This window comes from Streptomyces sp. iso_384 (assembly GCF_056172905.1).
This window is the reverse complement of the sequence record NZ_JBWBTT010000001.1, coordinates 6,553,522-6,575,114: the sequence shown is the minus strand read 5'-3', so window position 1 is coordinate 6,575,114 and position 21,593 is coordinate 6,553,522. Positions and strand designations below refer to the sequence as shown.

Sequence of the window (21,593 nt, the reverse complement as noted above, 5' to 3'; positions counted from 1 at the left end):
CCCGGGCCGCCCCCTCGTCAGCTCTCCAGGGCCAGCGCTTCGGACAGCGCCCCCAGCGTCGGGGTCAGATACAGCTGGCGCAGCGGAACCGCGGGCAGCCCGCGCTCGCGGGCGAGCGTGCCGATCCGGATCGCGTACAGCGAATTGCCGCCCAGATCCCAGAAGTCGTCGTCCGGGCCGACCGCGTCGACGCCGAGCACATCACGCCAGATCGCGGCGAGCGCGGCGGCCGGACCGGCCTCGCGGGACGCCGCGTGCGGCGCTGAAGCCGGGGCAGGGGCGGGAGCCGACACCGGATCGCGCCGCGCCCCGGGTACGGGCAGCCGGGCCGGGTCCAGCTTTCCGTTCGCGGTGAGCGGGAGGGCCGGCAGGAAGGTCACCGTCGCGGGCACCATGTGCGCGGGCAGCAGCCGCGCCGCCCGCTCCCGTACGGGGCCGGGGTCCCCACCCGCCCCCGGGGCCGGAACGGCGTACGCGTCGATCCGCACGGCCGCCGCGTCCCCGTCCTCACCGCCGGTCACGGTGACCGCCGCCGCCGACACCGCCGGGTCCTCCAGCAGGACGTGCCGGATCTCGCCCGGCTCGATCCGGAAGCCCCGCACCTTCACCTGGTCGTCGATCCGGCCCAGGTGTTCCAGCGTTCCGTCGGCCAGCAGCCGCCCCAGATCGCCGCTGCGGTAGAGCCGCCGCCCCGCCGGGTCCAGCACGTCCGGGACGAAGCGTTCGGCGGTCAGGGCGGGCCGGTTCAGATAGCCGAGCGCCACCCCCGCCCCGCCCACATGGATCTCCCCGGGCGCCCCCGGCGGCACCGGCCGCCCGTACGCGTCCAGCACCCGGACCGACCAGCCGGGCAGTGCCCGCCCCACCGACCGGGATCCGGCGAGCGCCTCGCGGCGGGTCACCGTGGCCGCCGTGACATGGACGGTGGTCTCGGTGATCCCGTACATGTTGACCAGCCGGCAGCGGTCCTCCGGGTGCCGGTCGAACCAGTCCAGCAGCGGGCGGGCGTCCAGGGGTTCACCGCCCAGCACCACCAGCCGGATGCCCACAGCGTCCTGTGCGATCCGGTCGGCCGCCGCGAGCTGCGTGAACGCCGACGGGGTCTGGCTCAGCACGCTCACCCGCTCCCGCACCAGCAGGGCGTGGAAGTCCTCCGGCGAGCGTGTCGTCCAGTGGTCCACGACCACCAGCCGGCCGCCCGTCAGCAGCGCGCCCCAGATCTCCCACACCGAGAAGTCGAACGCCGCCGAGTGGAAGCACGTCCAGGTGTCGTCGGGCGAGAGCCCGAAGTCGTCGTGGACGGCGTCGACCAGGGCCGTGACATTGGCGTGCGGCACGACCACCCCTTTGGGGCGGCCGGTCGAGCCCGAGGTGTGGATGACGTAGGCCGGGGCGTCGGCCGCCTTCTGCCGCTCCACGGCCGGCCGGGGCGGGTGGCCGGTGAGGAGGGCCGCGTCCTCGACCGTCAGCCGGACCCCGGCGTCCCGTGCGGTGCGCTCGCGCCGGTCCGCCGGATGCTCCGGATCCAGCGGTACGTGGACCGCGTCCGCCTTCAGTACGGCGAGCATCGCCGCCACCAGGTCGGCCGAGCGGGGCAGGCAGAGGCCGACGAGATCGCCGGGGCGGACCCCGTGGGCGTACAGCCCGTCGGCCAACGCCTCGGCCCGGGCGTCGAGTTCGGCGTACGAGAGGGCGGCCTCTCCGGCGGTGAGCGCGGGCGCGTCCGGGCGGGCGGCGACCTGCGCGGCGAAGGCCTCGTCGATACGGAGCGGGGCCGGGGCCTTCGGTGTCGCCCCCAGGGCCAGTTGTTCCGCCGAATCGGCAGCGGTGAGGGAATTCAGGCGCTGCAGCGGGGTGTTGGGAGTGCTGTCCAGCAACTGCCACCGTACGTACTCCACGTGACGTGCCGGTACGGGGAGGGCGTCCGGACCGGTCGGCAGTGTGGCGGGCCCGGCCCCGGTGCCTGCCGTCAGCTCCAGCGCGGGTGGCTCCGCGCCCCCGGCCGGTGCGAGGAGCGGACCCCGGTCCTCGGCCGGGTCGACCGGCTCGGTGGCCAGCAGCTCCGCGACCGTACGGCCGGGTGACAGGTCCGCCGCGAACACCGCGTACCCGTCGAGCGCCCCCAGCGCGTACGGCGGCCGGTCCAGGGCCGGTACGGGGACGGCGACGCGCACCGAGGACGCGCCCGTGTACCGGCCGACGGTGACCGCGAGCGCCGAGGCGAGCCGCCGGGTCTCCTCGTCCAGGCGCAGGTCCGGGGCGAGCGGCCCGTCCAGCGGCGTCACCGTGTCCGCCGCGAGCTCGCCCCGCAGCACCCGGGCGACGAGCCGCAGCGAGCGGGCGTCCAGCGCGGACGCGTCGGCGGTCAGGACGAGGTCGGGGTCGGTGGCGGCGGCCTCTTCCCGTCGCTCGTCCGCGTACCGCAGCAGCACCGCGCGCAGCCGGTGGCCGGGGGCGACCGGGCGGCGGGCCTCGGCCGCGCGCCGCCGGGCGGCCGCGTCGGACCCAGCCGGGGCGGGCACCCGCTCCGACCACAGCCGGGGGTGGCGGCCCCCGGGCCACCAAAGCTCCGCGGCCGTCGCGAGGGCGGCGGCGAGCGCGGTGTCGGTGACGGTCGGCGGCACACTCACCGTCAGGGTGTGATGGGCAGGCGGCACGTACGCAACTCCTCGTACACGGAAGGGAAGACGGCTGTCAGCGGGCGGTGAACCCGCCGTCCACGGTGACCACGCTGCCGGTCACCTGCCGGGACGCGTCCGAGGCCAGCCAGAGCACCGCCTCCGCCACATCGCCCGGCTCCACCAGCGCGTTCATCGGCTGGTCCCGGACGAAGGCCGTCTCGTGCTCGGCGACCGGCACCTCCAGCGAGCGGGCGATCTCCGCCAGCATCCGGCCCTCCATCGCCTCGTCGTCCCGCACCGAGCCCGGACACACCGCGTTGACCCGGACCCTGCGCGGCGCGTAGTCCAGGGCCACCGCCTTGGTGAGGCCCACCAGACCGTGCTTGGCCGCGACGTACCCCGCGAAGTGCCGGTAGCCCACCAGACCCGCCGTCGAGGCGATGTTGACGATCGAACCGGACCCCTGAGCGACCATCCGGCCGCCCACCGCACGGATCGCCCGCCACGCACCGCCCAGGTCCACATCGATCATCAGCTGCCACTCGGCCTCGGTGATCTCGTGCGCGGGACGGCCCGAAGGGGCGGCGATCCCCGCGTTGTTGACCAGTACATCGATCCGGCCGAAGCGCTCCTCGGCCGCGTCCGCCACCGACTCCAGCGCCGCCAGGTCCCGGACGTCGGCCTGCCGCGTCAGTACGGCGGACCCGGCCTCCCGGCAGAGGCGCGCGGTGTGCGCGAGCTGCGAGGCCGAGCCGAGCGGATACGGCACCCCGGGCAGCTCGCCCGCCACATCCAGCAGCACCAGATCCGCACCCTCACCGGCGAGGGCCAGCGCACAGGCCCGGCCGAGACCGCGCGCCGCCCCTGTGACCAGCGCGGTCCGCCCGACGAGCTTCCCCCCGCCCCCCGCGCTCGCGCCGCTCACCGGATCCCTACCGTCCGCCACGGGGCCCGCGCCTTTGCCCGTCACCGGCTCCTCGCCGCGCGGACCTCGGCGGCCACCAGTTCCAGCAGCTCGCCCGGCCGCTCGGTGAGATACATGTGCCCGCCGGCCGGCTCGGCCACCGTCAGCTTCTCCGTCGTCGCCCGGCCCCACTCGGCCGCCTCCGCCGCCCCGACCAGGGTGTCCTCCCGCCCCCGGACCGAGATCACCGGCACGCCCAGCGGCCGGTCCGTGGACGGGGTGTACGACTCGTGGAGCCGGACGTCCGCCCGGAGCGTCGGCAGCAGCAGCTCCCGCATCTCCGGGTCCGCCAGCGCCGGGTGGTCGTACCCGGCGAACGCCCGGACCCGGGCGGCGAACTCCTCGTCCGGCAGCCCGTCCGCCCGGTCCGTGCGCGGAGTCCAGGGGCCGGGCGCGCCGCTGACGACGAGAGCGGCCGGCCGGATCGTCCCGCCGGCCCCGCCCGACTGCTCGATCCGGTGCGCCAGTTCGAACGCGAGCACCGCACCCATGCTGTGCCCGAACAGCACGACCGGGCCGCCGCCCCCGCCCTCCGCGCCCAGCGCCGCCGTCACCTGCGCGTACGCGTCGTCGACGGCCGGGGCCGCCGAGGTGTACGCCGGCTCGGGGAACCGCTTCTCACGGCCCGGCAGGGACACCGGGAGGATCCGCAGACCCTCCGGCGCCACCTTCTGCCAGGGCGTGAAGAAGGAGGGGCCCGCCCCGGCGAAGGGCAGGCAGATGAGGACGGTCTCTTCGTCGGCCACGGTCGTTCCTGTTCTCTTTCTCTGCTACCGGAGTTCGGTCAGTCCCCGACCATGATCGTGGTGAGGACCGCGGCGAGATAGCCCGGGTCGCGCACCCCGCACAGCTCGCGCGCCGAGTGCATGGAAAGACCCGGCACCCCGACGTCCACCGTGGTGACGCCGAGGCGGGCCGCCGTGAGCGGCCCGATCGACGTACCGCAGGGCATCGCGTTGTTGGAGACGAACGGCTGCCAGGGCGCCCCGGCCCGCTCGGCGGCCGCCGTGAACACCGCGATGCCGGTGGAGTCGGTGGCGTACCGCTGGTTGACGTTGACCTTGACCGTCGGGCCGTCGTTGGGCAGCGGGCGGTGGTCGGGGTCGTGCCGCTCGGAGTAGTTCGGGTGCACCGCGTGCGCCATGTCGGCGGAGACGCAGAACGCGCCCGCCAGCGCCCGCGACCAGTCCTCGTCGTTGCCGCCGCGCGCTGACACCGACCGCGACAGGATCCGCTCCAGCAGCGGGCTCTGCGCACCCGTCTCGGAACCGCTGCCGACCTCCTCGTGGTCGAAGGCGGCCAGCACCGGGACGAAGGACGGCTGCGTGGCCCCCGTCGCCGCGTCCACCAGCGCGGTCACGCCCGCGTGCACGGAGACCTGGTTGTCCAGCCGGGACGCCACGACGAACTCCCGGTCCACGCCCAGGTATCCGGGCGGCTGGATGTCGTGCAGCATCAGGTCCCAGCCGAGCACGTCCGCCGGGTCCTCCCCGGCGGCCGCCGCGACCCGGCGCAGCAGCTCGCCCTCCCGCGGTTCGCCCAGCGCCCAGATCGGCGCGATGTGGCGCTGCCGGTCCAGCGCCACGCCCTCGTTCACCGCACGGTCCAGGTGGATGGCCAACTGCGGTACCCGCAGCAGGGGTTCGTCGATCTGGACGAGGCGGCCGCGCGGGGTGCCGTCGGGGCCGCGCAGGGCGAGCCGGCCGGAGATGCCCAGATCGCGGTCGAGCCAGGTGTTCAGCGGAACCCCGCCGTAGATCTCCACCCCGATCTGCCGCCAGCCCGAAGCCCCGGTGTCCGGTGCGGGCTTGATCCGCAGGTTCGGCGAGTCGGTGTGGGTGCCGACGATCCGGAACGGGGTGTGGGCGGGCGCGCCCTCGGGGACGTACCAGGCGATCAGCGCCCCGGCACGGCTGACGAAGCAGCCGCCGGTCGCACCCGTCCAGTCGTCCGTGCCGCGCAGTTCGCGGAACCCGGCCTTCTCCAGACGCTGGGCCGCACTGGCCACCACATGGTAGGGGGAGGGGCTGGCGGCGATGAAGGCGAGCAGGTCGTCGGTGTGGCTGCGGTGGGGGGCCGGAGTCATACGGCGTCCGCCTTTCCGGTGTTCGGCAGTGACTGAGAGGGTGGCTCCGCGAGGAGTTCCCGCACCGGCCGGTCGGGCCGGGCGCAGAACTCCGCGAGCAGATCGGTGTACGACGCGAGAAGGTCGTGGGCGGTCGAGTGGTTCCACAGGTCGGTGGAGAATTCCAGGAACGTTCGATAACCCTTCGCGGCGTCACGTCGCGGCGCAAGCCCGAAGCACAGCTCGCTGCGGGAAAGCGGCGGTGCCAGATCGGCCACCTCGACCCGGAGCCCGGGTATCTCGATGTCCGTGTCGACGGAGTTCTGGAACGCCAGGACGTGCGGCACCCGGTCGGGGACGCTGACAGCGCCCGCGTCCCGCATCGCCTGCATGATGCGGGCGGTGGGCAGCACATGCGCCATGGCGCCGAGCGCACCCGTGCCCGTACGGACCGCCAGCTCCGCGCAACTCTCGTCAAGATTGGCTGAATCCAGTCGTACGCGGACCATCACCGCGGTGGACGTCATCGCCACGAGCGACTCCGAGGCGGTGCCCTCCCGGTTCGCGTACGGCACGCTCAGCAAGGTGTCCTCCTCGCCCGACAGCCGGGTCAGAAACACCCCGAGAGCCGCCGCCGCGACCGCGAACGGAGTGGTGCGCCGCTCGGCCGCCAGCTCCTCCACCGCCTTCCGCACCGCACCCGACGCGAGCCCGCGCACCGTGTCCCCGTGCCCGCTCAGCTTCTGCGGACGCGGCCGGTCGGTCGGTACGTGCACGGCGGACGGCACCCCGTCCAGATAGCGCGCGCAGAACGCGGCCCGCTCCGCCTCGGCCCCGGGATCGTGGTGCTCCCGCTGCCACCGGGCGTATCCGGGCGCCTGCATCGCCGGTTCGGGCAGACCGTGCGGGACGCCCGCGGCGGCCGCCGTGTACAGCGCCGCGATCTCCGCGAGCAGCACGGACAGCGACCAGCCGTCGGCGCACACGTGGTGCAGGACGAACATCAGCTCCCAGCGGTCCTCCTCGACCCGCAGCAGCCGCAGCCGGGGTCGCAGCGACCGGCCCAGGTCGAAGGGGGCCGCCGCGTCCGCCCGGCACAGGGCGTCCGCCCGGGGGCGCCGCTCGGCGGCCGGCAGCCCGGTCAGATCCTCCACCGGCAAGGGCACCGGCTCCGCCGCCAGCACCTCCTGCCACCACGGCCCGTCCGGCGCCCCCTCCTGCGTGAACCGGGTCCGCAGCGCGTCGTGCCGGGCGATCACCTCGGAGACGGCGGACCGCAGGGCCGCCGGATCCAGCGCCCCGGTGAACGTGATCCGCGTCGGTACGTTCCAGACGGCGGGGTCGGGCATGATGTGGTGCCCGGCGATCATCCGGGCCTGCTGGTCGCTGACGGGGGCGCGGTCGACGACGGCCGCTTCCGCCGCCAGGGGATCCTCGCCCGCCAGTTGCTCGGTCATGGCCCGCAGGGTGGCGTCGGCGAAGAAGTCCGCCAGCGGGTAGTCGACGCCGAGCGTGTCCCGGACCCGGTTCACGAGGCGGATCGCGGCGATCGAATTGCCTCCCAGGTCGAAGAAGTTGCCGTCGGCCGGAGCGTCGCGCACGTCGAGGACGGACTCCCAGACCTCTCGGAGGAGGGCGGCGGTGGTGGCGGCCCCGGGGGCCGCCGCGACCTGCTGATCCGTGCCCGGGTCCGCCTTCCGGTCCGCCGGCACGTCCGCCCGCGGGACCGTCAGTGCGTCCAGCTGTTCGTCCAGCTCCGCGAGGTACCCCTCCGCCGTCGCCGCGTCGAACAGGTCCGCGTCGTGGCGCAGCCGCAGCCGCAGGCCCCCGTCACGGCGCTGGGTGGCCATCAGCGCCAGCTCCAGCGGCGCCGACTCCGTTCCGGCCGCCACCTCCTCCGTACGCAGCCCGGGCAGTTCGATTCCGGCCAGCGCCGCGCGGTCCAGATCGACCGAAACCGTCACCAGCGGCCGCGGATTCCCCGGGTCCGGACGGACGGCGGCCAGCAGCGCGTCCAGGTCCACCCCGCTGTGCTCGTCCGCCGCGAACAGCGCCCGGCCGGTGTTCCGTACGGCCTGCGCCGGCGGGGTCTCGTCCGTGGCGGACAGCGGCAACGGCAGCAGCGCCACATGGAAGCCGACCGCGTCCGCCGTCTCCGGCCGTCGCCGCCCGAACGTCGTGCCCAGCAGGAACGCGTCCTGCCCCGACCGCCGTCGCAGCACCAGCTGCCAGGCCGTGCACAGCGTGGCGAACAGGGTCACCCCCTGCTCGCCGCTCCACTCCCGCAGCCTCTCCGTCCGCTCCCGGCCCACCGTCCGGGCCACCGCCCCGCCGCGCCCTGCCACCCGGCGGCCGCGCGGCCGGTCCGTCGGCAGGGCCGGCACCGGCGGGCCCTCGGCCAGCAGCTCGCGCCACCAGGTCAGGTCGGCCGGGTCGTACGCGGGCTCGGGGGCCCCGACGGTCGTCCCGGCGGGCCGCTCGAAGACCGGCGGGCGTCCGGCGCGGGCCGCCGTGTACAGCTCCCGGAGGTCACCGGCGACCAGCGCCGCCGAGTGGGCGTCCGTGATGATGTGGTGCATGCCGAGGACCAGGACATGGTCGTCCTCGGCCAGCCGGAGCAGCCGGGGGGTGAACAGCGGCCCCTCGGCCAGGTCGTAGGCCCGGCCGCTCTCCTCGGAGAGCAGCGCCCCGATCGCCCGGCCGGCGTCCTGCCCTCCGGCGTCGGTGACCGTCAGCGGGATCCGGAGCCCTTCCCGGACGACCTGGACGACGCCTGCCTCCACCTCGCCCCGGAAGACCGTACGGAGCCCCGCGTGCCGCTCGACCAGCCCGTCGACCGCCGCCCGCAGCGCCGGCACGTCCAGCGGCCCGCGCAGCCGTACGGCCTGGGTCTCGTTGTACGCCGCCGGGTTCGCCATCAACTGCGCGGCCAGCCACAGCCGCCGCTGCGCCGAGGTGGCGGGCGCGACGGTGTTCCGGTCCGGCGTGTCCGGGCTCGGCGTGCCCAGGTCCGGAGTGCCCAGGTCCCGGGCCTCCTGCTCCCGGGCCTGCCGCTCCAGGGCCTGCCGCTCCCGGGCCTCAGGCCCCCGCGCGTCCCGCTCCTGCGTCCGGCGGCGCAGCAGGTCCAGGTGTTCCAGCCCCGACCGCAGCCGCTCGCGGTCCATCCCGAAGTCGACCAGCGCGGCGATCTCGTCCACGCCCGCCCCGTGCAGCGCGTCGACGAACGGCGCGACGCTCGCGGGCGTACCGATCAGGGCCCGCTGGTCGCAGTAGCGGTCGTAGGCCCGGCGGAACAGATAGTCCAGGTCCTCCTCGCTCGCCGCCGCCACGTCCTCGCGCCGCTGCCCCGCGGCCGTGGCCGCCGAACGCATCAGCAGCGAGGACCGCAGGTAGCGCACCATCGGCTCCAGCGCCTCGGCCCGCGCGGTGGCGTGGTCGTCGCCGAGATACGTGTGCACCAGCACCGTCACCCGCCCGGCCGCCGGGTCGAGCCCGCACGACGCCCGCGTACGCCGGTAGTGCGCGATGTTCGCGGCCAGCTCGTCCACGCTCTGGCTCATGAGGTTGGTGACGACGCCGAGGCTGCGCCGGGCCGCGTCCTCGTACGACGCGCGCTGCCCGGAGGTGGCCAGGAAGAACGGCGGCTCCTCCTGCACCGGACGCGGGCGGATCCGGATCTCCGCCTCCGCGCCCTCGCCCGTGCGCCGCCGCACCGCCTCCCCGCGCCACAGCCGGCGCACGTCGTCGAGGTGGTCGAAGGCGATCCGCCGCCGGTCCGCGAAGCGGTCCGGGTGCAGGGCGAAGTCCCGGGCGTGCCAGCCGGTGGCGCAGCCGATGCCGACCCGGCCGCCGGAGAGGTTGTCGACCACCGACCACTCCTCGGCGACCCGCACCGGATCGTGCAGCGGAAGGACGACCGAGCCCGCGTTGATCCGGACACGTCCGGTCTCCCGGGCCACGGCGGCGGCGAGCACGGACGGGTTCGGGAAGATCCCGCCGAAGGAGTCGAAGTGCCGCTCGGGCAGCCAGAGCGAGGAGAAGCCGTGCTCGTCGGCGAAGCGCGCGGTCTCGAAGAGGGTGTCGTACGCCTCCGGAGTACCGGCCCCGGCCGCCCCGGACGCCTCGGCGGCCCCGGTGGACTCCGGGTAGTCACCGAAGAAGTAGAGGCCGAAGTCGGGTGCCGGACGCGCCGCTTCGGGCTGCCGCACGGACGCCGCAGGGCGGGTGGACCGAGGGAAGAAGCCGCCGTCGCGCAGCTCCCGCAGCGAGCCCTCCACCGCCTCCGCGACCCGGTTGACGTCCTCCTCCGTGTGGGCGGTGGAGAGATAGAAGCTGCGCCACTCCCATACGTACACACCGCGGAGTTGGAGGTGGTGGTAGAGCAACTCCAGGTCGGCGCGGTGCTTGAAGCGGAACATCGACCCGAAGTGGGTGAGTTCCAGCGGGAATTCCTCGTCGCGGAAGAAGGCGTTGAGCCGGTCCGCGAGCGCCTGCGTGCGGGCGTTCAGTCCGCTCTGGAGCCCGGGCCCCTGCTCGGCGAGGTGAGTGAGGACCGCGCGGGCCGCCGCCATCGACAGCGGGTGCTGCATGTACGTGCCGCCGATGAACGTGGTCTCGCGTGCGGGCCCGCCCGGCTCCCCGTACCGCCAGAACCCGCCGTCCACCCCGTCGAGCAGATCCGCCCGCCCCGCCACCGCGCCGATCGGGAAGCCGGAGCCGAGCGCCTTGCCGTACGTGGCGAGGTCCGGCACCACGCCGAAGTGCTCCTGCGCGCCCCGCTGATGGGGGCGGAGCCCGGTCAGCATCTCGTCGAAGAGCAGCACGATGCCCCGGCGGGCGGTGAGTTCACGCAGCGATCGCACGAACTCCACCGGCCGCAGGCCCGGGTTGCGGCACTGCACGGGCTCGACGAGCACGGCGGCGATCGTGTCCCCGAGGGCGTCGATCGTCTCCAGGGCCTCCGTGCTCCCGTACTCCAGCACGATCAGCTCCGCCACCGCGCTGTCCGGGATGCCCCGGGACACGGGCACGGCGTGCTGCCCCGGGCCGCCGGGGCGGCCGAGGACGGAGTCGATGTGCCCGTGGTACGAGCCCCGGAACATGACGACCTTGTCGCGCCCGGTCGCGGCCCGCGCCAGCCGGATCGCCGCCGAGTTCGCCTCCGTGCCGGACGAGGCGAAGGCGACCCGTTCCATGCCGGTCAGCGAGGCGAGCAGGGCCGCCGCCTCGCCGGTGTCGGGGGACCGGGGGCCGAAGCGCAGCCCGTCGGCGAGATGGCGGCGCACGGCCTCGGTGACGGGCTCCGCCTCATGGCCGAGGAGCAGCGCGCCGAAGCCCATGGTGATGTCGGTGTACGGGTTGCCGTCCACGTCGACCAGCCGGGAGCCGTGCGCGGAGCGGGCCGCGACCGGGTACAGCATCTCCTTGGTGGCGTCCCGGAACCCCACGACGGCCCGGCTGTCGGCGAGCACCGAACGGTGCTTCTGGGCCAGCCCCTTGGAGGTGCGGGTGCGCTCGGTGAACCGGCGGATCAGGGAGGCGGTGTGGGCCCGCTGCGCCGCGTCGGCCCCCGCCCCGGCCATTCCGCCCGCCGCGTCGACGACGAGACGGGGGCCGTGCGCGGTCTCGGCGGCGGCCGGTCCGGCCTTTTCCGCCGGGGCCCGGCCCCGGGCCTCGGCGAGCTGGTCGGTGAGCCTGCGGGACAGCTCCGCCGCTCTGGCCACGGCGTCGGCGGACGCACGCATGGTCGCGCTCGTCACGCTCATCGCGTCTCCGTCCCGGTGCGGGCGGTCAGCAGCGCGACGGCCTCGGAGAGCTGGGTGAGCATCGCGGCCTGGGTCTCGGCCAGTTGACGTATCTGCTCGGAGAGCGCGGCGACCTCGGCCCGGGTGGCGTACACGGGCTCGTCGGGCGCGGGCTCGGAGGCGGGCACGGGCACCGGGGTGACAGGCACGGACGTGGGCGGCGGTACGTCTGTGGCAGGCGCAGGCGCAGGCGCAGGCGCAGGCGCAGGCGCAGGCGCAGGCGCAGGAGCAGCCACCTGCTCCGCGCTTGCGGATATCGCGGGAGCCCTCCGCCCGGCTATCAGCTCGGCCGTCAGCCGGGGCGTGCCCGCCTCCTCCAGGATCTCCCGCATGCTGATCTCCGTGCCGAACTCGGCCTCCAACTGCCGTACCATCCCGATGAGCTGGAGCGAGTCCGCGCCGAGGCCGACGAAGGTGCGGTCGGCGGCCACCTCGTCGGGCCGGTGCCCGAGATGGCGCGCGGTCAGCTCCAGCACCCTGTCCAATACGGCCTGTTCGGTCATGCGGTCCTCCGTGAGCGGTGTACGCGGTGTGGGTGGCGCGACGGGCGCCGGGGGCATGTAGGGGGCCGGGCCCCTCCAGTGGGAGCGGCGCTGGAAGGGGTACGTGGGCAGCCGGACGCGCCGGCCGCCGCAGCCGTCGAGCAGCGCGGCCCAGTCCACCCCGGCCCCGGCGCAGTGCAGCGCGGCCACCGCCCGCTCCCACTGCCGTGTCGGTACGCAGACCGCGTCCGGCAGCGACCGGCGGACCATCCCCGTCAGCACGGCGGACGGGCCCAGCTCCAGCAGCGGCGCGGCTTTTGGCGAGGAGGATCCGTCCGGCGGGGGTTCGGTCGACGGCGGTCCGGCCAGCCGGTCCAGGACGGCGGCGAAGTCGGCCGTTCGGCGGGCCTGGGCGACCAGGTACGCGGCATCCGGCCGCCACCCGGCGGGGCGCACCGTGCCGTCGATGCCGTCGACGAACTCCGTGTGCAGCGGCCGGAGTTCCACCTTGTCGGCCAGCACCTGGAACTCCTCCAGCGCCGGGTCGAGCAGCGCCGTGTGGAACGCCCGGTCCACCGCCAGCGGCTCGTACGCCTCACCCCGGGCCGCCAGCAGGACCTTCGCCGCTTCCACCGCTCCCGGAGGGCCGCCCAGCACATGGTGGCCCGCGTCGTTGACCACGGCGAGCTCCAGCCCGGGGACGGCGGCCAGCAGCTCCCGCACCCGGCTCCGGGGGACGAAGGCGGAGACCATCGCGCCCGGGGCCGACCGCTCCTGCATCAGCCGCCCGCGCCCGCACACCAGCCGCATCGCGTCCTCGGTGTCCAGCCCCCCGGCCACGCACAGTGCCGCGTACGCGCCGACGCTGTGCCCGGCCACCCGGGCCGCGGTGATCCCGAGCCGTTCCCACATCCGGGCCTGGGCGATCTGGAGGGCGAACAGGGCGGGCTGGGCGAAGGCGGTGTCCCACCGCTCGGGCCCCTGCCCGCCGACGATCCGGTCCAGGAAGTCGTCCCGCCCGGTCTCCTCCGCGTACACCCGGGCGCAGGTCTCCAGCACCTCGGCCACCACCGGGAAACGCGCGGCGAGTTCCGCGCCCATGCCCGGACGCCCGCCGCCCTGGCCGCTGAACAGGAACGTCGGCCGCCGTACGGAACCGGCGACGCCGGTCGTGTACGCCTCGCCCGCCGGCGCCCCGGCCAGAAACGCGTCGAGCCCGGCCACCGGGTCCTCGGCCGTGACGACCAGCCGGTGCGGCAGCAGCCGCCGCCCGAGCGCGGCCGTGGTCAGCAGATCGGCGGGGGAGGGGCGGGCCCCGCCCGCCAGATGGTCCCGCAGGGCGACGGCGTACGCCCGCAGCGCGTCCCCGTCCGCGGCCGAGAGCGGCAGCAGCGCGGGCACGGGAGCCGCCGTCGGTGCGGCGGACACGGGCTCTGCCTCCGGCGCCTGTTCCAGGATCACATGGGCGTTCGTACCGCCCATGCCGATGGAGTGCACACCGGCTCGCCGCACCCCCGCCAGCGGCCAGGCCCGCTCCCGTACCGGCAGCAGGAACGGGCTGTCGTCCAGCGCCAGCGCTGGGTTGGGCCGGGAGTGGTTCACCAGCGGCGGGACCACCCCGTGCCGCAGCACCTCCACCGCCTTGATCAGTCCGGCGAGCCCCGCCGCGCTGTCCAGATGGCCGATGGCGGGCTTGGTCGAGCCGAGGGCGCAGAAGCCGGTCCGGTCGGTGTGCGCGCGGAACGCCTCGGTCAGGGCGGCGAACTCGATCGGGTCGCCCTTCAGCGTGCCCGTGCCGTGCGCCTCCACATAGCCGATCGACGCCGCGTCCACGTCCGCCGCGCGCAGCGCCCCGAGCACCGCGTCCCGCTGCCCGGCGACCCCGGGCGCGGCGAACCCCCCTTTGTCCGCGCCGTCGTTGGTGACCGCCGAGCCCAGGATCACCGCGTGCACGGTGTCGCCGTCGGCCAGCGCCCTCTCCAGCGGTTTGAGGAGGACGGCGGCCGCCCCGTTCCCGCCGACCGTGCCGTCCGCGCCCGCGTCGAACGCCCGGACCGTGCCGGTGGGCGAGAGCGTGGAGCCCTTCACCGGGACATGGCCGCTGACCTGTGGCAGATGCAGGGCGGCCGAGCCCACCAGCATCAGGTCCGCGTCCCCGGCGCGCAGCGCCTGGCAGGCCAGGTGGACCGAGACCAGGGCGCTGGAACAGGCCGTCGACACGGTGAGCGCCGGACCCGTCAGACCGAGCCGGAAGGCGGCCCGGGTGGCGGTGAAATCGGTGTAGTTGCCGACCTGGACCTGCTTGGCGGTCATCCAGTCGCCCGAGCCGGCCTCCGCCGCCAGGTTCGCTGCGAGATAGCTGTGCAGCGAGTAGAGGCGGTAGCCGGAGCTGCCGTACACCCCGATCCGTACGGAGCCGCCGTCACCGCCGCCCGCGCAGCGGTCCCCGCCACCCGCGTAGGCCTTCTCGCCGGCCGCGTAACCCCCGTCCTCCAGGGCGTGGAAGCAGCACTCCAGGAACAGCCGCTGCTGCGGATCGGTGAGTTCCGCCTCGCGCCCGCTCATCCCGAAGAACCCGGCGTCGAAGCCGTCCACCCCGGTCAGGAGCCCGCTCGCCCCGCCGAACCCCGGCCGCCCGTACTCCGCCGCCGGAATGCCAGCCGCGGCGAACTCGGCCCGGGTGAACCGGTGTACGCGCCCGGTCCCGGTCCGGATGTCGCGCCAGTACGCCTCGGGGGTGTCAGCCCCGGGAAACCTCAGCGCCGTCCCGATCAACGCGATCCGGTCGTCCCTCAACGGCTTCTTCCTTTCGCAGCCCCGCCCGCCCCGTACGCTCCGCCCGCCGCAGCCCCGCCACCCTCAGCAGGAACACCACGGCGACGACGATGGCGGCGCCGTGGGACCAGCCCACCACGGCCAGCGGGGAGAACCGGTCGAGGGCCGCCGCCACCAGGATCATGCCGACGCCGAAACCGAGGTTCTCGAAAGTGGCCGAAAGACCGAAGGCGTGACCACGCAAGGTGGCCGGAAGTGTTTGGAGATGCGAGGTGTACGCGACCTCGGTGAGACCGTCCGCGGCCCCCGCGATCAGCGCGATCACCGCCGTCACCGCCAGCGGGAACCCGGCGAACGCCGCGATGAACGCCGCCGACATCACCACCGTGCCGTAGCCGAATCCGAGCGCCCCCACGGAGCGTCCGGTGCGCTGCGCGTACCGCTGGATCACCTGCTGGGCGCCGATGTTGCCGAGTGCCCACACACACCAGAACGCACTGACGAACACCGCCGGATTCGACGCGTCCAGCGAGGTGGAGTAGATCGGCAGCGCCGCGTTGTGGGACGAGGAACCGAACGCGTCGACCCCGCGCAGGGCCACCATCAGGCCCAGGCCGGGCGCGGCGGCGAGCGCGAGGAAGGCCACGGGCCGCCACCGCGGCCCGCCCTTCCCACTCCTCTGTGCCTTCTCGCTCTTCCCGGCCTTCTCGGCGGCGGGCGCCCCGACCGCGCTCGCCGCCCCCTTGCCGCCCGCGATCGGCAGCAGGGCGACCGTGACCGCGCAGACCACGAACGTCGCCATGTCGAGCAGGAAGGCGGCGGTGTACCCGACGAGGGACACCACCACGCCCGCCGAGGCGAACCCCGCCACCATGGCCAGCGAACGGCCGGTGATCGAAAGGGAGTTGGCCCAGGCCCTGCGGTCCTCGCCGACCATCTCCGGGATCGAACTGCGCAACGCCACCATGAACAGCGTCCCGCACGCCCCGATCACCACCGAGACGGCCATCAGCGCCCCGGTCACCAGACTCTCCGGCGCCAGGATGAGCACCAGCATCACGGAGCCCTGTCCGACATTCGCCCACAGCATGATGCTTTTCGCGCTGAACCGGGCGAGCAGACCGCCCACGACCAGACCGGCGACGAATCCGGAGGCGAGCCGCACCGCCATGAACAGCCCCATGGCCAGCGCCCGGCCCGTCGTCTCGTAGACGAAGAGATTGAGCGCCACCATATTCAGGAATGTGCCATAGGAAGACACCGCGTATCCGGCGACGAGGAATCGAAAACGGCGCTCGGAGACCGCGGTGTCGCGGTCCTTCCCTCCACCGCCGCCCGCCCCGTTCGCCTTCGGCCCGTCCGCTTCGTCGATTCCTGATGTCACCCGCACATACTCGTCGAGCGCGGGCGCCGGGCGGAGTGCTGCCGATTGCACAAAGGTAATCTGCATCCTTGTGAAGGACGATCATTCCCCCTCACCGGTATGTGATTGCCGTAAATCACCCTCGGACCGGTCGATACCGGAACAACCCTGCGAGGCGGCGCTCGCGGCCTATCGCCGTGCGCTGACGGAGGGCAGCCTCCCGGCCGGTGCCGCGCCCCGCTGCCTGCGCTCCCTGCATCTGATGGTGGCCGACCAGGAGTCGCCCGGCGACCTCATCCCCGTACCGCCGGAGACCGCCTCGTTCGCCGCCCTCGCCCCGATCGAGGAGGCGATCGTCGAGCAGCGCCGCACCCTGCGCTCCGCCCGCGCCACCCTCGCCGCCTTCGAGGGCCTCTACGCCGAGATGCACCGGCAGGAACGACCCGCCCTCACCCGGCTTTCCGGCCAGGCCGTCATCAGCAAGGCCCTGGACGCCGGGGTCAGCGGCTGCCGCACCGAGGTCCGCACCGCCCATCCCGGCGGCGGCCGCCCGGCCCACATCCTTCAGGAGTCGCTCCCGCGCGACCTGGGCAACCTGCGCCGCGGCATCCGGCAGCGCACCCTCTACCAGCACACCGTCCGCTCGGACCGCACCACGCTCGCGTACATCGAGCAGGTGACCGCCGAGGGCGCCGAGATCAGGACGCTGCCCGAGGTCATGGACCGGTTCATCGTCTTCGACCGGGACCTCGCCTTCATCCCGTTCTCCGACGAACCCGACAGCGCCCTGCGAGTCCAGCACCCGTCCCTGGTCCGCTTCCTGGTCCGCCACTTCGACGAGGCGTGGTCCCGCGCGGTCCCGGTCCGCCCCGAACGCGCCCCGCTGCGCACCCCCGTCGTCACCTCCGACCTCCAGCGCGCCATCCTCCAGGCCGTCGTCAACGGCGAGACGGACGCCTCCATCGCCCGCCGGATCGGCATGAGCCGCCGCAGCGTCGCCGAGCACATGCGCAAGGTCTCCGAGCAGCTGGGCAGCAACAGCCGGGCGCAGCTGGGCTATCTGGTCGCGACATCGGGCCTGCTGGACGACTGAGGGACGCCGAAGGGGCCCGCCCGGACGGGCAAGCCCCCTCTGTCGTACGCGTTACGGATCAGGCCAGACCCGGGCCCCGCACCGGAATGCTGGTGAACGTCGGCGCCGGGGCGGGCTCGGTGAAGAAGTCGTTGCCCTTGTCGTCGACGACGATGAACGCGGGGAAGTCCTCGACCTCGATCCGCCAGACCGCCTCCATGCCGAGCTCCTCGTACTCGACGACCTCGACCTTCTTGATGCAGTCCTGCGCGAGCCGAGCCGCCGGGCCGCCGATCGAGCCGAGGTAGAAGCCGCCGTGCGCACCGCAGGCGTCGGTGACCTGTTTGCTGCGGTTGCCCTTCGCGAGCATCACCTTCGAGCCGCCCGCCGCCTGGAACTGCTCGACGTAGGAGTCCATCCGGCCGGCCGTCGTCGGGCCGAAGGAACCGGAGGCGTACCCCTCGGGCGTCTTCGCCGGGCCCGCGTAGTACACCGGGTGGTCCTTCAGGTACTGCGGCATCTCCTCGCCCGCGTCCAGCCGCTCCTTGATCTTGGCGTGCGCGATGTCACGGGCCACGACCAGCGGGCCGGTCAGCGACAGCCGGGTCTTGACCGGGTACTTCGTCAGCTCGGCCAGCACCTCGTCCATCGGCCGGTTCAGGTCGATCTCCACGACGTCCCCGCCGGCCTCGTCGAGGTGCTCGTCGGTGGTGTCCGGGAGGAAGCGCGCCGGGTCCTTCTCCAGCTGCTCCAGGAAGACGCCCTCGGCGGTGATCTTCGCGGTGGCCTGGCGGTCCGCCGAGCAGGACACGGCGATGGCGACGGGCAGCGAGGCGCCGTGCCGGGGGAGGCGCACCACGCGCACGTCGTGGCAGAAGTACTTGCCGCCGAACTGCGCGCCGATCCCGATCTTCTGCGTCAGCTCGAAGACCTTCTCCTCCAGCTCCTTGTCCCGGAAGCCGTGCCCGGTGGGGGAGCCCTCGGCGGGCAGCTCGTCGAGGTAGTGCGCGGAGGCGTACTTCGCGGTCTTCAGCGCGAACTCCGCCGACGTGCCGCCGACCACGATCGCCAGGTGGTACGGCGGGCAGGCCGCGGTCCCCAGCGAGCGGATCTTCTCCTCCAGGAACTTCATCATGGAGGCCTCGTTCAGGACGGCCTTCGTCTCCTGGTAGAGGAACGACTTGTTGGCCGAACCGCCGCCCTTCGCCATGAACAGGAACTTGTACGCGCCGCCGTCGGTGGCGTACAGCTCGATCTGGGCCGGGAGGTTGGAGCCGGTGTTCTTCTCGTCCCACATGGTCAGCGGGGCCATCTGCGAGTAGCGCAGGTTGAGCTTGGTGTACGCGTCGTAGATTCCGTGCGACAGGGCCTCCTCGTCACCGCCCTCGGTGAGCACGTTCTGCCCGCGCTTGCCCATGACGATCGCCGTGCCGGTGTCCTGGCACATCGGCAGCACGCCCGCGGCGGCGATGTTCGCGTTCTTCAGGAGGTCCAGTGCCACGAACTTGTCGTTGGAGGACGCCTCCGGGTCGTCGACGATCCGCCGCAGCTGCGCCAGGTGGGCCGGGCGCAGATAGTGCGAGATGTCGTGCATCGCCTCGGCGGCCAGCGTGCGCAGCGCCTCCGGGGCGACCTTGAGGAACGTACGCCCGTCGGCCTCGAAGGTGGAGACGCCCTCGGCGGTCACCAGACGGTACGGCGTGGTGTCCTCTCCCAGGGGGAGCAGATCGGAGTACGCAAACTCTGCCATGACGGCCATTCCTCACTCGGCGACGGCGGCTGACCTCCCTCGGGCAGCGCATCCACCAGGGTAGAGCGCCCCCTTCCGGAGGATCCTGTGAGGTAAGGCTCACCTGGACGTTCCGCCGCGGACGCCGCCGGAGGGCCGGGGCACGCCGGTGGGAGGGGTAGTCGCGATCTATCGCGTTTGGGTACGCTGGGCCGGTGGACCTAGAGAAGCAGCCCCAGCAGCCTGTCGCGCCGGCCGTCCCGCCGCCCGCCGAAGCCCTGGGCGGCGACGGCATCCGCGCCTCCGACGCCGACCGCGACCGGACCGCGGACATCCTGCGGGAAGCGATGGCCGAGGGCCGTCTGACGGCGGACGAGCACGCGGAGCGCATCGACCTGGTCTACCGGGCCAAGACCGTCGGCGAACTCCAGCCGCTGGTCCGGGACCTGCCCGTGTCCTCCGGCTCCACCGCCGAAAACCCGGGCCCGCGCCCGTACGGCTACGGCCCCGAGGCTCCGGAGGGTCCCGCGGACAATCTCGTCGCGGTCTTCAGCAGCTCTGTGCGCAAGGGGCGTTGGCGGGTCGGCGGACGGACGAACGCCTTCGCGCTCTTCGGCAGCGTGGAGATCGATCTGACGGAAGCGCTTTTCGGCCAACGCTTCACCGTCATCAATGCGACGTCCATCTTCGGCAGCGTCGAGGTCCGCGTCCCGGAGAACATCTCCCTGCGCGGCAACGGCACCGGTGTGTTCGGCGGTTTCGAGGTGAAGTCGCTCGAATCGACGGACCCGGAAGCGCCGGTCGTCGTGGTGAACGGCTATGCGGTCTTCGGGAGCGTGGAGGCGAAGCCGAAGCGCGGAAAGTTCGTCGCGGATCTCCAGCGGCGGCTGCGTAAACACCTGGGCCACTGAATCGGCCCCATATATACAGCAGGACTGACGATCTCCGGTAACCGGTAACCGGTAATCGGCCAGAATGCCGCGGGGGCGCATTGCGGTGCGTCGCGCGCCGGTGCCACTCAGTGCATAGGCGTACGCACAGCGGGTAGGGAGTGCTGCATCGTCTCTCGCTCGCGAAGCCGTAGCCGTCGTCAGGAGTAGACCGTGCTGCAACCGCCGCATCAGCCTCTGCAGGTCGCCGCCGTTCCGGCCCAGCGGACCCCCGCTCGGGAGGACGATGCGGGCCCCTGGCATTCCGAGGCGGCCTGCCGCCGTGACGAGGCGGGCCTGTTCTTCGCCCCGTCGAAGGAGCCGACCGCCGCCCGGCTGGCCCGCGAGGAGGCCGCCAAGCGGGTCTGCGCCCGGTGTCCGGTTATGGTGGAGTGCCGGGAGCACGCCCTGATGCAGCCCGAGCCGTACGGGGTGTGGGGCGGGCTCACCGCGGCGGAGCGCCGGGTGGCGCTGGCCCGGCGACGACGGCGGGACATCGAGCTCACGGCCGCGTCGACGGCCGAGCACATAGCCGCGGCGGGCTGAAGCGTCTACGCGGAGGGGGTGCGGGGAGCGTCGATGCACTCCCCGCACCCCCTCGGTGCGTCCGGCCTGCCCTGTGTGCGCCGGGACCTCGGCTACTTCGCGCGGTCGAAGTCGATGGCGCTGTAGGCGCGCAGCTTCGACAGCCGGTGGGTCGAGGAGATCGACCGGATCGTGCCGGACTTGGACCGCATCACGATCGACTCGGTGGTCGCCGTCTCCGCGCGGTACCGCACACCGCGCATCAGCTCACCGTCGGTGATCCCCGTCGCCACGAAGAACACGTTGTCGCCCCTGACCAGGTCGTCGGTCGACAGCACCCGGTCCAGGTCGTGGCCCGCGTCCAGCGCCTTCTGCCGCTCCGCCTCGTCCTTGGGCCAGAGCTTCCCCTGGATGACGCCGCCGAGGCACTTTATGGCGCAGGCCGAGATGATGCCCTCGGGCGTTCCGCCGATGCCCATCAGCAGGTCGACGCCGGTGCCCTCGCGGGCGGCCATGATCGAGCCCGCGACATCGCCGTCCGAGATGAACTTGATCCGCGCTCCGGTCTCCCGGATCTCCTTGACGATGCCCTCGTGCCGGGGCCGGTCGAGGATGACGACGGTGACGTCCTCGGGCGCGGAGTTCTTCGCCCGCGCCACCCGCCGGATGTTCACCGCCACGGGGGCGTTGATGTCGACGAAGTCCGCCGCCTCGGGCCCCGTGACCAGCTTGTCCATGTAGAAGACGGCCGACGGGTCGAACATCGCGCCGCGGTCGGCCGCCGCCAGCACGGCGATGGCGTTCGGCATGCCCTTGGCGTTGAGCGTGGTGCCGTCGATCGGGTCGACGGCGATGTCGACCTCGGCGCCGGTGCCGTCGCCGACCCGTTCGCCGTTGAACAGCATGGGGGCTTCGTCCTTCTCGCCCTCGCCGATGACGACGACGCCGTTCATCGAGACGGTCGAGACGAGGGTCCGCATGGCCTTCACGGCGGCGCCGTCGGCGCCGATCTTGTCGCCGCGGCCCACCCAGCGCCCGGCCGCCATGGCAGCGGCCTCGGTGACCCGGACCAACTCCAGGGCCAGGTTGCGGTCGGGGGCCTCCGGGGAGACCTCCAGTTGGGACGGCAGATGATGCTCGGACATCGGAGCGCACCTTTCTGTACGGCGACGACCGGATATGAGGGTGCTGTGACTCTATCGGTAGGTCGATAAAATGAGCAGAGCGGGTCACGCATGAGCGCCTTGGTGTCCCGGTCGTGACC

General features: G+C 73.5%; 12 protein-coding genes. 3 read left to right on the top strand and 9 right to left on the bottom strand.

The genetic code is table 11. From position 1 onward, the window contains the following. Positions 1-17: 17 nt before the first annotated feature. The 7 genes from AC0VY3_RS29365 to AC0VY3_RS29335 are packed head-to-tail and all read right to left on the bottom strand — an operon-like array spanning position 18 to position 15,945. A complete protein-coding gene (locus AC0VY3_RS29365; RefSeq protein ID WP_475550972.1) occupies positions 18-2,657 on the bottom strand; it encodes an amino acid adenylation domain-containing protein in 2,640 nt (879 codons plus the stop codon). Between the two features lie 37 nt (positions 2,658-2,694). Further along, positions 2,695-3,546, bottom strand: a complete 852-nt coding sequence (locus tag AC0VY3_RS29360; protein WP_475551750.1) for a mycofactocin-coupled SDR family oxidoreductase — start codon at positions 3,544-3,546, stop codon at positions 2,695-2,697. 41 nt (positions 3,547-3,587) lie between these two features. Continuing rightward, positions 3,588-4,331, bottom strand: coding sequence for a thioesterase II family protein (locus AC0VY3_RS29355; RefSeq protein WP_475550971.1), 744 nt, complete (start codon positions 4,329-4,331; stop codon positions 3,588-3,590). A 38-nt stretch (positions 4,332-4,369) separates the two neighbouring features. Beyond that, positions 4,370-5,671, bottom strand: a complete 1,302-nt coding sequence (locus AC0VY3_RS29350; RefSeq protein WP_103508105.1) for a M18 family aminopeptidase — start codon at positions 5,669-5,671, stop codon at positions 4,370-4,372. After that, complete coding sequence (locus tag AC0VY3_RS29345; protein WP_475550970.1) at positions 5,668-11,415, bottom strand: MupA/Atu3671 family FMN-dependent luciferase-like monooxygenase; 5,748 nt, start codon at positions 11,413-11,415, stop codon at positions 5,668-5,670. Before AC0VY3_RS29345 ends, AC0VY3_RS29350 begins: the two co-directional genes overlap by 4 nt. Continuing rightward, positions 11,412-14,732 (bottom strand): type I polyketide synthase, encoded by a 3,321-nt coding sequence (locus AC0VY3_RS29340; protein ID WP_475550969.1) that lies wholly within the window; start codon positions 14,730-14,732, stop codon positions 11,412-11,414. The genes AC0VY3_RS29345 and AC0VY3_RS29340 overlap by 4 nt, the downstream gene beginning before the upstream one ends. Continuing rightward, positions 14,677-15,945, bottom strand: a complete 1,269-nt coding sequence (locus AC0VY3_RS29335) for an MFS transporter (protein ID WP_475550968.1) — start codon at positions 15,943-15,945, stop codon at positions 14,677-14,679. Before AC0VY3_RS29335 ends, AC0VY3_RS29340 begins: the two co-directional genes overlap by 56 nt. Positions 15,946-16,165: 220 nt before the next feature. Here AC0VY3_RS29335 and AC0VY3_RS29330 point away from each other — a divergent pair, with 220 nt between their 5' ends. After that, positions 16,166-17,167: a LuxR C-terminal-related transcriptional regulator gene (locus AC0VY3_RS29330; RefSeq protein ID WP_103510000.1), complete on the top strand. Its 1,002-nt coding sequence runs from the start codon at positions 16,166-16,168 to the stop codon at positions 17,165-17,167. A 58-nt stretch (positions 17,168-17,225) separates the two neighbouring features. On the opposite strand, the gene AC0VY3_RS29325 is transcribed toward AC0VY3_RS29330, so the two are convergent. Then, positions 17,226-18,896 carry a fumarate hydratase gene (locus tag AC0VY3_RS29325; protein ID WP_103510001.1) on the bottom strand — a complete coding sequence of 557 codons (1,671 nt, stop codon included), beginning with the start codon at positions 18,894-18,896 and terminating at the stop codon, positions 17,226-17,228. A 194-nt stretch (positions 18,897-19,090) separates the two neighbouring features. Here AC0VY3_RS29325 and AC0VY3_RS29320 point away from each other — a divergent pair, with 194 nt between their 5' ends. Further along, positions 19,091-19,786: a DUF1707 SHOCT-like domain-containing protein gene (locus AC0VY3_RS29320; RefSeq protein WP_103510002.1), complete on the top strand. Its 696-nt coding sequence runs from the start codon at positions 19,091-19,093 to the stop codon at positions 19,784-19,786. 192 nt (positions 19,787-19,978) lie between these two features. Beyond that, on the top strand, positions 19,979-20,350 hold the full coding sequence (locus tag AC0VY3_RS29315) for a WhiB family transcriptional regulator (protein WP_030580127.1): 372 nt from the start codon (positions 19,979-19,981) through the stop codon (positions 20,348-20,350). Positions 20,351-20,442: 92 nt separating this feature from the next. On the opposite strand, the gene glpX is transcribed toward AC0VY3_RS29315, so the two are convergent. Then, a complete protein-coding gene (gene glpX, locus AC0VY3_RS29310; RefSeq protein ID WP_103510003.1) occupies positions 20,443-21,474 on the bottom strand; it encodes a class II fructose-bisphosphatase in 1,032 nt (343 codons plus the stop codon). Positions 21,475-21,593: the final 119 nt, after the last annotated feature.